10 protein-coding genes are annotated in these 14,554 nt (G+C 47.9%); 4 read left to right on the forward strand and 6 right to left on the reverse strand.

Annotated features, from left to right (window positions below):
• The first annotated feature begins 47 nt into the window (after nucleotides 1-47).
• Complete coding sequence (gene dpp5, locus C510_RS0105305; protein WP_025892262.1) at nucleotides 48-2,150, forward strand: dipeptidyl-peptidase Dpp5; 2,103 nt, start codon at nucleotides 48-50, stop codon at nucleotides 2,148-2,150.
• 86 nt (nucleotides 2,151-2,236) lie between these two features.
• On the opposite strand, the gene C510_RS0105310 is transcribed toward dpp5, so the two are convergent.
• The gene (locus C510_RS0105310; protein ID WP_025892261.1) at nucleotides 2,237-2,893 is read right to left on the reverse strand and encodes a carbohydrate-binding family 9-like protein; all 657 of its coding nucleotides are present in this window, start codon (nucleotides 2,891-2,893) and stop codon (nucleotides 2,237-2,239) included.
• Between the two features lie 149 nt (nucleotides 2,894-3,042).
• Here C510_RS0105310 and C510_RS0105315 point away from each other — a divergent pair, with 149 nt between their 5' ends.
• Nucleotides 3,043-5,049, forward strand: a complete 2,007-nt coding sequence (locus C510_RS0105315; RefSeq protein WP_025892260.1) for a glycoside hydrolase family 97 protein — start codon at nucleotides 3,043-3,045, stop codon at nucleotides 5,047-5,049.
• A 14-nt stretch (nucleotides 5,050-5,063) separates the two neighbouring features.
• Complete coding sequence (locus C510_RS0105320) at nucleotides 5,064-7,091, forward strand: kojibiose hydrolase (protein ID WP_051086618.1); 2,028 nt, start codon at nucleotides 5,064-5,066, stop codon at nucleotides 7,089-7,091.
• 32 nt (nucleotides 7,092-7,123) lie between these two features.
• On the opposite strand, the gene mgtA is transcribed toward C510_RS0105320, so the two are convergent.
• The 4 genes from mgtA to C510_RS0105340 all read right to left on the reverse strand — a co-directional run bounded on the left by mgtA (nucleotide 7,124) and on the right by C510_RS0105340 (nucleotide 12,622).
• Nucleotides 7,124-9,775 carry a magnesium-translocating P-type ATPase gene (mgtA, locus tag C510_RS0105325; RefSeq protein WP_025892259.1) on the reverse strand — a complete coding sequence of 884 codons (2,652 nt, stop codon included), beginning with the start codon at nucleotides 9,773-9,775 and terminating at the stop codon, nucleotides 7,124-7,126.
• A gap of 129 nt (nucleotides 9,776-9,904) precedes the next feature.
• Nucleotides 9,905-11,275, reverse strand: a complete 1,371-nt coding sequence (locus C510_RS0105330) for a HAMP domain-containing sensor histidine kinase (protein ID WP_018710302.1) — start codon at nucleotides 11,273-11,275, stop codon at nucleotides 9,905-9,907.
• Entirely contained in the window at nucleotides 11,272-11,958 is a 687-nt protein-coding gene (locus C510_RS0105335; RefSeq protein ID WP_018710303.1) for a response regulator transcription factor, read from the reverse strand. The genes C510_RS0105330 and C510_RS0105335 overlap by 4 nt, the downstream gene beginning before the upstream one ends.
• A gap of 100 nt (nucleotides 11,959-12,058) precedes the next feature.
• On the reverse strand, nucleotides 12,059-12,622 hold the full coding sequence (locus C510_RS0105340; RefSeq protein ID WP_018710304.1) for a sugar O-acetyltransferase: 564 nt from the start codon (nucleotides 12,620-12,622) through the stop codon (nucleotides 12,059-12,061).
• Between the two features lie 501 nt (nucleotides 12,623-13,123).
• Here C510_RS0105340 and C510_RS0105350 point away from each other — a divergent pair.
• Nucleotides 13,124-13,750, forward strand: a complete 627-nt coding sequence (locus tag C510_RS0105350) for a hypothetical protein (RefSeq protein ID WP_244870452.1) — start codon at nucleotides 13,124-13,126, stop codon at nucleotides 13,748-13,750.
• Between the two features lie 111 nt (nucleotides 13,751-13,861).
• On the opposite strand, the gene C510_RS0105355 is transcribed toward C510_RS0105350, so the two are convergent.
• Complete coding sequence (locus C510_RS0105355; protein ID WP_022340256.1) at nucleotides 13,862-14,536, reverse strand: ABC transporter ATP-binding protein; 675 nt, start codon at nucleotides 14,534-14,536, stop codon at nucleotides 13,862-13,864.
• Between the last annotated feature and the right edge of the window lie 18 nt (nucleotides 14,537-14,554).

Here is a 14,554-nt window from a genome sequence, read left to right on the forward strand (position 1 = left end):
ATTCGTAACTTTGTCCTACTTTACGATAAACAATCAAACAGAAAAGTATGAAAAAAGTAGATTTAATGGCTATGACTGCGGCCATGATGCTAACAGCGGCTCCGGTTTGCGGAGCTGAGTCTGTACAGGCAGATACTCCCATCATTGGTAAGCAGGAAATTACAATTCAGGATGGACGCCTTACTCCCGAAATTCTTTGGGCGATGGGACGTATCGGAAGTTCCTGTGTTTCACCCGACGGTAAACGTATCGCTTACACTGTTTCTTACTATAGTGTAAAAGAAAACAAAGGACATACGGTCATTTATGTCATGAATGCCGACGGAACGGGAAATACGCTGCTTACGACAACTGCCGCCAGTGAAAGCAGCCCCGTATGGATGAAAGACGGTTCTACCCTGGCCTTCCTTTCAGGAGGTCAGATCTGGAAAATGAATCCGGACGGTACAGACCGCAAGCAGCTTTCTTCGTACGAAGGAGGTATCGAAGGATTCGCCTTTTCGCCTGATGAAACCAAGGTACTCTTTATCTCGCAAGTGAAATACGGTGAACGTACCGTCGACAAATATCCGGATCTGGATAAGGCCAGCGGTATGGTTATCGATGACCTGATGTACAAGCATTGGGACGAATGGGTAGAAACCGTTCCGCATCCGTTTGTCGCCTCCTTCGATGGCAATCAGGTTGGCGAGGCTACCGATATATTGGCTGGCGAACCGTATGAATCGCCGATGAAACCGTTTGGCGGAATCGAACAGTTGACTTGGAGTACAGACTCCAAACAGGTGGCTTACACCTGCCGGAAGAAGACCGGACAAGCATATTCAACTTCTACAGATTCGGATATCTATCTATACGATATTGCCAGCAAGCAGACCCGCAACCTGTGTAAAGAAGATGCCACTGACAAGAATATGGGTTATGACACAAACCCGAAATTCTCGCCGGACGGCAAGAGTATCGCTTGGCAGAGCATGGAACGCGACGGATACGAAAGCGACCGCAACCGTCTCTGTGTGATGGATCTGGCTACCGGTAAGAAAACATACGTTACCGAAGCCTTCCAGTCGGGTGTAGACGATTATTGCTGGGCACCTGACGGCAAGACGTTGTATTTCGTGGGGGTATGGCATGCTACCAGCATGGTTCACAGTACAAACCTGAAAGGTGAGGTAAAACAACTGACCGATGGCATGTATGATTACACATCAGTAGCCATGCTGAATGACAAGGAGCTGCTCACCAAACGTCATTCATTGAGTGAAGCCGATGAGCTCTTTACAGTTAATCTGAAGAAAAAGAACGAAGTAACCCGTATTACCCAAGAGAACGACCACCTGTTCAGTCAACTGAAAACCGGTAAGGTAGAAGAACGTTGGATCAAGACAGTCGATGGGAAAGACATGCTGGCTTGGGTAGTCTATCCGATCAACTTCGATCCGAACAAAAAATACCCTACGCTGTTGTTCTGTCAGGGCGGTCCGCAAAGTCCGGTCAGCCAGTTCTGGAGCTACCGCTGGAATCTACAGCTGATGGCTGCGAACGGCTATATCATCATCGCTCCGAACCGTCGGGGACTTCCGGGTTTTGGTATGGAATGGCTGGAAGAAATCAGTACCAATTACGGCGGCCATTGCATGGACGATTACCTGAGTGCCATCGATGACATCGCCAAGGAACCTTATGTCGATAAAGACCGTTTGGGTTGTGTAGGTGCCAGCTTCGGCGGATATTCCGTTTATTGGTTGGCAGGCCACCACAACAAGCGTTTCAAAGCATTCATTGCCCACGATGGTTTCTTCAACATGGAACAGCAGTATCTGGAAACCGAGGAATTGTGGTTCACCAACTGGGATCTGGGTGGTCCGTACTGGGACAAACAGAATCCGGCCGTACAGCGCAGCTATGCCAACTCTCCGCATCTCTTCGTCGATAAATGGGATACTCCGATTCTCTGCATCCACGGTGAAAAGGACTTCCGTATCCTGGCTTCACAAGGTATGGCTGCCTTCAATGCAGCCCGTTTGCGTGGCGTCCCGGCAGAGCTTCTGATTTTCCCGGACGAAAACCACTGGGTACTGAAACCTCAAAACAGTATCTTGTGGCAACGCACTTTCTTCGGCTGGTTGGACAAATGGTTGAAAAAGTAATATAGTCAACAGACAAAAAGAAAAAACGGACAAGCTTTCTGACGTGAAAACTTGTCCGTTTTTGATAGTTACATTCCGGTGAATGATTATTTCTTGAAAATCAATTCTCCGAAAAATTCCGGGCAATGGAAACACGGTTTCGGAAGCTGAATCGGATTCCAGGAAAGGAAGTGAGGTACCTGCAGCAAATCGCCGCACTTGTAGAAATTACCATGCAGGGTCCGTCCGCCGAAATCGGTAATTGTATCATTGAAGAGCGCTGATGCAGGAATCACCAGAGCCAGCTCCCAGCTACACTCCCCTATCCGTTCTTCAAACGGCTCCCGACCGAGGGAACTCCAACGGTCGATACTGGCCAACACTTCTTTCGGCGCCGGATGACGGTCGCCTACCTTTCCACAATTCAACAAAAGTGTTCCAGCGCAGTTACATTCAAAATTATAGTAAACAGGCTCCTGCAGATTCGGCTGAATAAAAAATTCACAACAAGCGTCTTCCCATACCCGTCCATTATCTGACTCGGCCACAGCACGTACACTCTGTTCTGTTACCCGATAATGAAGTAATAACGAATGACCCGTATGGGCGATACGGAATTCTACCTTAGGTTTGTAGGGATACTCTGACCAGTTCAGTTCATCGATGGGTTGGAAAGCGATTCCTGCCTCATTCAGAATAGTCGGGACTTGCACGGCTGCGATACGGCCGGTTTCAGTCAGTCTTGTAATAGTCAATTGTTTCATGAGAAAATCTTTGGTTACACAAATGTACAAAAACTTTAATCATGTCCGGCAAAAAAGTAATACAAGAATTTGAAAGATAGCACAGATATCCTATCTTTGTTCATACGAACCTTCAAACAACTGCACATATTCTATAAATTGCATATACTATGAAAAAGAATTGTCTAGTACTTTTCCTTTTGTCCTGCGGTATCTATCAGGCATCTGCGCAGGTAGTCCAGTCGCCCGACGGACATATTTCTCTTAACTTCCAGGTAAACGATAAGGGTGAAATGCTTTATCAGGTCGACGTCAACAAGAAAGCTTTCATTGCTCCTTCCGAATTGGGACTGACCGGGAAGAATGGGGTCAACCTGTCCGATAAATTTCGGGTAAAGGAATATAAATACGATTCTGTCAACGAAAACTGGACCATGCCTTGGGGGGAAAACAAGCAGCACAACAACCATTACAATGAAATGGCCGTTTACCTTTCCAACCCTGAAGGTACCGAACTCGTTACGCGCTTCCGGATTTTTGATGATGGCATCGGTTTCCGTTACGAATACCAGGTACCGGGTGTAGACAGTCTGTTTGTCATGGATGAGCAGACGGCTTTCAACTTTGCTGCCGATGCGGTTTCGTGGTCAATCCCAGCCAGTTTCGACACCTACGAGCTGGAATACCGGAAACTGAAGTTATCGGAAGTAGAAAATGCCAATACCCCATTGACCCTCCGGACCGACAAAGGCATCTATGCGAGCATCCACGAAGCGCAACTGGTGGATTACCCGGAAATGACGCTCGTTGCCCACGGTCCTCACGGGTTCAAGGCCAATCTGGCTCCCTGGCCCGATGGCGTCAAAGCCCGTTATGCAGGCGGTACGTTCCAGACTCCTTGGCGTACGGTACAGATAGCCGACAAAGCGGTCGGACTCATCAACTCTTCTCTGATTCTGAATCTGAACGAGCCTTGTAAGCTGGAAACGACCTATTGGATCAAGCCGATGAAATACGTAGGCGTATGGTGGGGCATGCACTTGGGAATCCAGACATGGAAAATGGATGAACGCCATGGAGCCACTACCGAGAATGCCAAGAAATACATCGACTTTGCCGCGCGTAACCAGATTCAGGGAGTCGTATTCGAGGGTTGGAACGAAGGCTGGGAAAGTTGGGGTACCCAACAACGGTTCGATTTCACCAAGCCCTATCAGGATTTCGACATGAAAGAAATTACTGATTATGCCCGCGAAAAGAATATCCAGATTATCGGTCACCACGAAACCGGAGGGAATATCTATAATTACGAGAGGCAATTGGAACATGCCTACGAGTGGACAGCCGAATGGGGCATCCATAGTGTGAAGACGGGATATGCCGGAGGATATCCGGACGGACATTCGCACCACGGCCAGTTTGCCGTAAGACATTACCGGAAGGTGGTGGAAACGGCTGCCCGTTACCAGACCACACTGGATGTACATGAACCGATCAAGGAAACCGGTATCCGCCGTACCTACCCGAACCTGATGACGCAGGAAGGAGCGAAAGGAATGGAGTGGAATGCCTGGAGTGCCGGAAATACCCCGTCGCATGAAATTGTGCTGCCGTTTACCCGCCTGCTTTCGGGACCGATGGACTATACTCCGGGTACTTTCGATATCCTCTTTGAAAATACACGGGATTTGCCTACCCGCCAGAAATGGAACGACCAGGACAAAGGGAACAGCCGTGTGAACACGACTCTGGCCAAGCAGATTGCCAACTGGGTGATTCTGTATTCTCCGCTCCAGATGGCGTCCGACCTGATTGAAAACTACGAAGGACATCCGGCTTTCCAGTTCTTCCGCGATTACGATGCCGATTGTGACTGGTCGGAAGCCTTGCAGGGAGAACCGGGTGAATACATCGCCGTAGTCCGTAAGGCCAAACAGAATTATTTCTTAGGTGTATCCACCAATGAAGAACCGCGTACGTTGACCATTCCGTTGACCTTCCTTGAGGCCGGTAAGACTTACGAAGCCACGATCTATGCCGATGGAGAAGATGCCGACTGGAAAAATAATCCCACTTCCTATCGGATTACCAACAAGCGTGTCACTTCTACAGATGTCCTGACAGTCCAAATGGCTCCTGGAGGTGGACAGGCCGTCACATTCAAGCCTCGTAACTGATAATTATACCAAGGATGTTACACAATAAACTATTATTTACAGGAATTTTCCTGTCATTGTCACTTTTCTCTTCTGCTCAGGCCGAAGAGAAAAGTGATGGCTGGCACCTGGTCGCAACAGATACGGTCGGTTACACTGGAGTAACCTTGGCCAATGGAAGTATCGGATTACAGACCGGACGAAATCCTTTCGAAGTACAGAGTGTCGTATTAAACCATGTATTTGACATTGCTGACAACCAGGTAAGTAAAGTCATGCAAGGTATTAATCCGTTCCGGCTTTCATTGATAGTGGACGGCGACACCATCCGTTTGAAAGACATGTCCCGGTGGTCGCAGACCTTAGACATGAAATTCGCCACACTGACTACCTCGTTTGTGCTTCCCCAAAAGGTAGAAGTCCGATGTTCGGCTACTACACTTCGGAATGTAGCCTATAGCGGGCTGATTCATCTCAGTATTTTTCCTTTACAGGATATTCAAGTTTCCTTATATACGGAAATGAGCGTTCCAGCACAGGAGTATCGGTCTCCCCAGAAGGAATACCGTACCATTTGGGGAGAAGGCGGACGGACCGATATTCTGCGCGTACAGGCTTTGTCTCGAGGAGGGAAACAAAGTGTTTGCGCCAGTTCGTCGTTTCTTTACGATACCTCCTGCTGGAGATACCAAGGAGATAAGAAGCAGGCTTCCGCTTCCTTGACGGCCACGCTTTCCAAAGGAGAAAAAACGGCTGTTTCCTTGGTGGCATCCACCTGCTCTACCCGTGATTTCCAAGACCCTGTCAACGAGTCGGAAAGGCGGGTCGTGTACATGTTGCACGAAGGAGATACAGCATTATTAAGCCGCCACCACCAGCTTTGGGAGGAATTGTGGCAAGGAGATATTGAGATAGAAGGAGACTTGAAAGCCCAGCAACAAGTCCGCTTCGCTTTATTCAATCTGTATGGCTCCGGTGCCGTCGGAAGCAGACTGAGTATCTCTCCCATGGGGTTGTCCTCACAGGGATATAACGGTCACATCTTTTGGGATGCTGAAATGTGGATGTACCCTCCCCTCCTGTTGCTTCAGCCTTCTATGGCCCGCTCCATGCTCGATTACCGGTTCGACAGGTTGGCGGCAGCACGGAAACGTGCCCTTTCTTTCGGCTACAAAGGTGCCATGTTTCCTTGGGAATCGGACGATGCCGGAGAAGAAGCTACCCCCACCTTTGCGTTGACGGGTCCTTTCGAACATCACATTACGGCCGATGTGGGTATTGCCTGTTTCCAGTATTTTCGGGCCACCAGAGATACGACGTGGTTGGCCGAACAAGGATATCCGTTGTTGCAGGAAGTCGCAGAATTTCTGACCAGCCGTGTAACCCGTCGGACAGACGGTAGCTACTCCATCTGCAACGTTACAGGGGCCGATGAATATGCGAATGGCGTTACGGATAATGCCTTTACCAACGGAAGTGCCATTCTGGCTTTACGCTACGCCACTCAGGCCGCAGCTATTTGCAAGCGTTCTTGTCCGGAAATCTGGAAAGACATTGCAGACAACCTGCGTATTCTGACTTTTGAAGACGGTACCTTGCAGGAATACGAAGGGTACCAGGGCGAAACCATCAAGCAGGCCGATGCCAATCTGTTGGCATATCCGTTAGAGTTACGTACAGACCCTAAACTGATACGTCAGGATTTGCGTTATTATGAAAATAAGATTGACCAGCAGAATGGCCCGGCTATGTCTTATGCCATCTTTGCCGTGCAATATGCCCGTATGCAAGAACCTGAAAAGGCTTATCAGATGTTCCTGAAAAGTTTTGTTCCTCATGAACGTCCTCCCTTCGGTGTATTGGCAGAAACCCCTACTTCGCAGAATCCTTATTTCATGACAGGAGCCGGCGGTTTGTTGCAGGCGGTACTTTTCGGATTTGGAGGACTGACCATCGATGAAGACGGAATCCGTCAGCTTCCTTCTTCCCTACCGTCACACTGGAAATCCTTGACTTTGAAAGGAATCGGACCCGATCGGAAAACCTTTGTATGTACCCACTGATGAAGTGGGTACTTTACTGAGGTATTCTATCTTTATAGCCATTTCACGAAACGACGGATGTACCAGCTCTTGACCAGTTGAGTCAGGATGCAGTAGGTCAGCAGGATGCCCACCAGCCAGGGGAAATAGCTGAGCGGCAAGGATTCCAGTCCGATGGAATGTCCGAGCGGAGTAAACGGAATCAGTATACCGATAGCCATAACAAGTACTGTCAGTCCGGTTACCTGCCAGGATGCACGACTCTGGATAAACGGAATCTTCCGCGTACGGATCATGTGGACAATCAAGGTCTGCGAGAGCAATCCTTCGATGAACCATCCCGACTGGAACAGGGTCTGATGTTCCAACGACGTACAACCGAATACATACCACAGCACCAGATACGTCACGATATCAAATACCGAGCTGATGGGACCGATACAGATCATGAACCGGCTCAAGTCCGAAGCATCCCATTTTCGGGGTTTCCGCAGGTATTCCGCATCCATCCGGTCAAACGGAATTGTGGTCTGCGAAACATCGTACAGCAGGTTCTGGATAAGCAAGTGGATGGGTAGCATCGGCAGGAACGGCAGGAAGGCACTGGCTGCCATTACGCTGAACATGTTTCCGAAATTGGAGCTCGCCGTCATCTTGACGTACTTGATGATATTCCCGAAAGTTTTCCGTCCTTCCAGAACTCCGTCCTCCAGTACCATGAGATCTTTCTCCAACAAGATAATGTCCGCACTCTCCTTGGCAATATCGACCGCAGAATCCACTGAAATTCCGATATCAGACTGCCGTAAGGCCGCTGCATCGTTGATACCGTCGCCCAGAAATCCTACCGTGTGCTGTTGTTCCTGCAACAGAGCAATAATCTGAGTCTTCTGAAGAGGAGTCAACTTAGAGAATACCGTTACCTCCCCGACCGCTTTTCGGCGTTCTTCGTCTGTCATGGCAGCCAGTTCCGGACCGGTCAAAGCGTTATGGGTATCAATCCCTACCTGACGGGCAATGGTACGTACCACCGCGTCATTATCTCCCGAAAGAATCTTCACTTCGATGCCATGTTCATGCAATTGTCGGATGGCACGGGCAGCCGATGGCTTGGGAGGATCCAGAAATGCCAGGTAACCGATGAGTACCATGTCGCTTTCATCCTCTACACAGAAATCACACTCCTTGTCCAGGTAACTCTTCTGGGCTACGGCAATGACCCGCATACCCTGACGGTTCATCTGCTCACTGATTTCCTGAGCCTTCCGTTTCAGTTCGGATGAGAACGGATGTACGCCACCGTCAAACTCGGCAAACGTACAGATTTCCAGCATCTCTTCCACGGCACCTTTCGTGATAATCTGACGCTTCCCCTGCCGGTCTTCCACCACCACCGACATCCGCCGACGGGTGAAATCGAAGGGTATCTCATCCACCTTCTTATAATTGTCTTTCAGGTATTCCAGCGAAAGTTCCTTCACGTGCGAAAGGATGGCCTTGTCCATCAGGTTCTTGAGTCCGGTCTGGAAGAAACTGTTGAAATAGGCATGACGCAGAATGCGTTTTTCCGAATCCTGACTACCGTCGGCATTGATGTATTTCTCCAGCACAATCTGGTCGCAGGTTAAGGTACCGGTCTTGTCGGTACACAGGATGTTCATTGCCCCGAAATTCTGGATGGCATTCAAGTCTTTCACAATGGTCTTTTTTTTCGACATGGTCAGCGCTCCTTTCGAAAGGTTGGCCGTTACAATCATCGGGAACATTTCGGGAGTCAACCCCACGGCTACCGATACGGCAAAGATGAAGGCCTCCAGCCAGTCGCCTTTGGTGAGTCCGTTTACCAGGAAAACGAAAGGAATCATCACCAGCATGAAGCGCACCAACAAGAAACTTACTTTGCTGATACCTTTATCAAAAGCTGTGGCCGCCCGATGTCCGGCAATGCTACGGGCTATGGTTCCCAGATAGGTCTGGTTACCGGTTGCCAGCACGATTCCGACGGCTGAACCGCTCACCACATTCGAGCCCATGAAACAGATGTTCTCCAGTTCGATGACACTTCCTTTGCTGTATTTCTTCCCTTTCGGTTGCGGACATTTCTCAATAGGGTCCGACTCTCCGGTGAGCGAGGACTGGCTTACGAAAAGGTCCTTGGCTTCAATCAGCCGAAGGTCGGCCGGAATCATGTCTCCCGCGGCAATCCGCACGATGTCTCCCGGTACCAGTTCGGCAATACTGATTTCTTCGGTCGGCTGGTCCGGCCGTATCACATAGCAGGTATTCGTTACCAGTTTCAGCAGCGATTCGCTGGAAAGGTTGGCTTTCCATTCCTGGATGAAACGAAGGAGTGTACTGACAAACACCATCGTCGACATGATGACAATGGCGGTCCAATCCTGTTCGCCGGGGTCAGCCAGTAACACATCGATGACAAAGGAAACAATGACCAGTACCGTCAATACCCCGATAAAGGGATTGATAAATGCCTTGATGAAAGCAGAAACCGGATGTTGTTTCTTCTCGTGTTCTACTTCGTTCTTGCCGTAAACCGACTGTCTCTTGATGACTTCTTCCGCATCCAGACCAACCGGTGAAGTCTGGAAATGGTTGAACACATTCCCCAGCGGCTGAGCTGCGGCCAGGAATACCTTTTCGGCTTGGAAGGCGAAGCTTGCCTTGTGTTTGTTTTTCTTCCACATAATGCTTCGGTTTTAAAGATGAATGATTATGTTCTCTTTTCACGCCGCAAAAGTAGAAGATGTCCGGCTGAACTGCCGTTAGAAAGGTATTAAAGCCGTATTAGAAAACTATTAGAAAAGAATGAAACAAACTTATACATGGGGCAGCTCGATGACAAAGGTGGTTCCTCTTCCCTGCTCCGAATGGACAGCGATGTTCCCCTCATGCAACTGGATAATTCGTTGCACCAAAGTCATACCGATACCATGACCTTCGGCCATCTTTTCCTGTTCACCCCGGTAAAACAAGGTGAACAAGTGTTTCTTATCGGTTTCGGACATGCCCACTCCGTCGTCCGACAAGCGGATGATGGTCCATTTCTCCCAAAAGGAAATCTGTACGAACGAGGATTTGTCTGCCGAATACTTGCAGTTGTTCTCTATCAGGTTGGCAAAGGCGATATTCAGCAGATACAGGTTCCCGCGGACCGTTATCTGCCGGTCGTCATCCGAATCATCCTGTTCGAAAAGCAATTCGATGTGATAGTCGGGGTGTGCCTTGAGCAAGTGGTTCCGGGTATCGAGCAACAACTCGTCCAGACGGATTTCCTCCATTTTCAACTGTTCCTTTTGGTAATCAGCCTTGGCCAGATTCAGCAGACCGTCAATAAGTTTTGTCATTCGCCGGGCATCGTCCAGTGCATGCCGGATGGAATTCCGGTACTGTTCCTCGGTCCGCTCTTTCTGTAAGGCCAGGTCCAGTTCCGCAATGAGGGCAGCCAAAGGAGTGCGCAATTCATGAGAAGCATTGCTGACAAACATCCGTTGCGAGTTGAATGATATCTCCAGTCTGTCCAGCAAAGCATTGAAAGTCGTACTGAGTTCACCCAGTTCATCCTTCTCGTTCTTGACCGGAAGTCGGCGGTCGATGTGTGAAGCGGTAATGGTTTCGGCTTTGCGGACAATATCCCGTATCGGCTTCAGGGAAGCACGAGCCAGGAAATAACCGACCACAAACAAAAGAGACAGACCGACAACGAAAAGAATCCCCAACGTCTTCTGAAGCTCCAGCAGATTCTGGTAACCATAGCCGTCGTATGCGGCTGCCGTAACGATGTATTGTTTCCCATCGAGTACATACAGGATTCCTATCCCCTGATATTTCCCGATGTAGAATTCGATTTCCTTTTCCCGTAAAATGCGGTCTATCATCTCCCGGTTTTCCTGGATGATGTCATTCTGTACCGCATCGTGGTAAAGCATCCGGAAATCCGGTGTATAGACCGCTACCTCTACTTCATTGATGAACTTCCGGTTGTTCAGGTAAATGGATTGCATGGTTTGGGCATCCACCTGGTTCTGCAGGAACAGGTGGGCTTTGGTAACTGCTTCGCTTTTCAAATCATGGAAAAAGGTCTGGCTACGAGTGTGTTCACTTACCAGGTAAATCAACACCATACAAAGCAGAAAGACGGTTGCCGTCACTACTGTATTCTTCCAGGTCAGGGCTGTCCGTATCTTCATAGCGCATCCGTCAGAATGAATCCTACCCCCGGTTTGGTATGGATAAGTTTCGGTTCGAAATCCTTGTCAATCTTCTTCCGCAGGTAATTGATGTAGACATCGATGAAATTCGTACCGGTATCGAAATGGGTATTCCATACCTTCTCGGCTATCTCTACCCGGCTGATGACCCGTCCGGCATTTGTGGTCATGTATACCAACAGATTGTATTCTTTGGGCGACAACTTGATAGAGATTCCGTTCCGTTTCACTTCCATCAGATCCAGGTCAATGAATAAGTCGGCATAGGTCAGTTGTTTCGGACTTGCGACAACCGGTTCGGCACTCCGTTTCAGAAGAACCTTTACCCGGGCTATCAGTTCCCTGAAATCGAAAGGTTTTACCATATAATCGTCTGCTCCGGCATCGAATCCCTCCAGCTTGTCATCGGCAGAGCCTAAAGCGGTAAGCATCAGGATAGGAATCTTCTCGTTGATTTTGCGGATTTCTTTACAAAGTTCAAAACCGTCCAGTTTCGGCAGGATGATGTCAGAGATAACCAGTTGGAACGAAAAGGACTGGAAGAGCCGTAGTCCCATGGCTCCATCGTAGGCCACCATGGTCTGATACCCGTTCTCTTCCAGCCCTGCTTTCAGCAAGTCGGCTACCCGCTTTTCGTCTTCGATGATTAGAATTGTCTGCATAGGCGAATGTATTGGCAGACAAATTTACAAAAATCATCGGAATAAAACGGACAAATCCGGAAAGATTGAAAATTCTGATTGTATTCTTCTTTTACGTTCTTCAATCAATGCGCTTGATGAAACGGGCAGGCACTCCACCCACTATCGTATTGGCAGGCACATCTTTCGTCACTACAGCTCCTGCTCCGACAATGGCATTGTCGCCTATCGTAACCCCTTGCAGGATGGTAGCGTTCGAACCGACCCATACGTTCCTTCCCAAAACAATCGGAGCCGGATAGGTATGGGGACGGTCTTCGGGAGATAGGCCGTGATTCAGGGTAGCGAATACCACGTTATGCCCTATCTGGCAACCGTCGCCGAGGATTACACCGCCGTGGTCCTGGAAATGGCAGCAGGCGTTGATGAATACGTTCTCACCCACCTGAATGTTCTTCCCGAAATCGGTATAGAACGGGGGGAATACACGCAAGCTGTCGGGCACCGGTTTCCCGAAGAGTTCCGATAAAAGGGCATTCACTTCTTCCGGAGTATGGTAAGCACTATTCAGCCGAAAAGTAATCTTCCGGGCTTCATTGCTCATTCTGTTCATCAATTCGTGAATCTCCGGAGTGCTCAGTGCCTGTCCGGTCTTTACAAAATCTAGAAAATCGTTCAGTGTCATCGTTTCTTTTCTATCTGGTTCTTCTGGAAACAAATTTACGGCGATAATTGGTACTTTGTGTATACGTATTACAGATACTTGTAACGATTTTACGGAATTGGTATGAAAGAATACTTCTTAAGGCAGAATGAAATTTATATATTGGATATATTCATAAACTTATGAAAGTCAAAAAGCACTATATCACACCTCAAGTGATACAGTGCTTTTTATTCTTGTATTTTTTCTACCACAAAGCTGCTTTTCCTTCTTTTTTCGCTATTTTTGCATGGTAAAACAAAGGGATGGTCATACACGAAAAAACCCGTTCTTGATGAACGGGTATATCCTTGACTTGGTTACGTGTTTTGATAACAGAGGCTTTACCAAGCATTACGATACAAAGATACTGCTTTTATTTGAATATGCAAAATGAAATATAAAAAAGTAGTCAGATTATATTCCAATTCGAGGGTCGCCAAATATTACAGGGCGACCAACCGCAACAAAAACAAGGCGGTCATGCTCTATTTTGCCAACATGAAGATAGCACAGGCGTTTCATCCATTACTGTCTTCATTTGAGGTTATATTGCGTAACCAGCTGCATTATGCGCTGGCACACCATTTCTCCGATGGCAACTGGATTATCAACCAGAAGGCTGGATTCATGATTGCTCCTTCCCTGACATATACGAACAAGCGGACAAAGAAAAAAGTTACCAATGACTATATATTGAAAGAGGTTCTGAAGGCAGAAAAGAAAATTGCCGATCGGGGTGTCAGGGTTACGACTGGCAGAGTAATAGCCGAACAGACACTGGGCTTCTGGAACAGCTTTTATGAAACGCACCACTATGCGCTTTTGGCTGGTGTACCCTGCCGGATTTTTAAGAAGTTGCCTTCGGGATTTGGACGCAAGGAGATTAACGATATTATAGTGCAGGTTCGTGAACTGCGTAACCGCATCAACCATAATGAGCCGATATGTTTTGTAAACAGGAAATGTGATTTCTCTTATGTAAAAGGTATGTATGCGATAATCAGTGATTTTCTTACATGGATAGACCCTGAAATTATGCCTTCACTTAGAGAAATAGATAAGGTATGCAAAATAATAGAAAAAGAAGAAAATAAACAAAAACAATGACTATCCACATGTCGTAGTCATGCAATACACGTTTGCCCCAAAAGCTATACAAAGGACAGTGCATCCATCAAGGGAGTACTGTCCTTTGTATTTATTAATTGGAACAATCTTTTACAGGTTCAGTTCGGCTACCACCTCACCGTCAAACAGATTGATAATTCGTCCGGCATATCCGGCATCGTGTTTGGAGTGTGTCACCATAACGATGGTAGTTCCCTCTTTATGGAGTTCGCTCAAGAGCTCCATCACCTCCTTGCCGTTTTTGGAGTCCAGATTACCGGTAGGCTCATCGGCCAAAATCAGTTTCGGATTCGCTACTACGGCACGGGCGATCGCCACACGCTGCTGTTGTCCTCCGGAAAGCTGTTGGGGGAAATGTTTGGCGCGGTGCATGATGTCCATCCGTTTCATAGCCTCTTCCACCCTCTTTTTCCGTTCCGATGAAGGAACTCCCATATAAAGCAATGGCAGTTCGATGTTCTCATACACGTTCAGTTCATCAATCAGGTTAAAGCTCTGGAAAACGAAACCAATAACTCCTTTACGGATATTCGTGCGCTGAGATTCCGTGAATTTGGAAACATCTGTTCCATTCAGGAAATAGCTTCCGCTTGTAGGGTTATCCAGCAGCCCCAGGATATTCAACAAGGTAGATTTTCCACAACCGGATGGTCCCATGATGGCAACAAACTCTCCTTTCTCTACTTCAATATTTACATTGTTCAAGGCCAATGTCTGAACTTCCTCTGTACGGAAGATTTTCTGCAAATTTACGGTCTTAATCATAATCTTCAATGTTATTTG

It is taken from the genome of Phocaeicola barnesiae DSM 18169 = JCM 13652, from assembly GCF_000374585.1.
Classification (GTDB): Bacteria; Bacteroidota; Bacteroidia; order Bacteroidales; family Bacteroidaceae; genus Phocaeicola; species Phocaeicola barnesiae.

Bases quoted from the DNA above. Each gene is read 5' to 3' on its own strand.
- C510_RS0105330 (WP_018710302.1), bottom strand. From the start codon at position 11,275: ATGAAGATACGGACAGCCCTGACCTGGAAGAATACAGTAGTGACGGCA.
- C510_RS0105355 (WP_022340256.1), bottom strand. From the start codon at position 14,536: ATGATTAAGACCGTAAATTTGCAGAAAATCTTCCGTACAGAGGAAGTT.
- C510_RS0105340 (WP_018710304.1), bottom strand. From the start codon at position 12,622: ATGACACTGAACGATTTTCTAGATTTTGTAAAGACCGGACAGGCACTG.
- C510_RS0105350 (WP_244870452.1), top strand. From the start codon at position 13,124: ATGCTCTATTTTGCCAACATGAAGATAGCACAGGCGTTTCATCCATTA.
- dpp5 (WP_025892262.1), top strand. From the start codon at position 48: ATGAAAAAAGTAGATTTAATGGCTATGACTGCGGCCATGATGCTAACA.
- C510_RS0105315 (WP_025892260.1), top strand. From the start codon at position 3,043: ATGAAAAAGAATTGTCTAGTACTTTTCCTTTTGTCCTGCGGTATCTAT.
- C510_RS0105320 (WP_051086618.1), top strand. From the start codon at position 5,064: ATGTTACACAATAAACTATTATTTACAGGAATTTTCCTGTCATTGTCA.
- C510_RS0105310 (WP_025892261.1), bottom strand. From the start codon at position 2,893: ATGAAACAATTGACTATTACAAGACTGACTGAAACCGGCCGTATCGCA.
- C510_RS0105335 (WP_018710303.1), bottom strand. From the start codon at position 11,958: ATGCAGACAATTCTAATCATCGAAGACGAAAAGCGGGTAGCCGACTTG.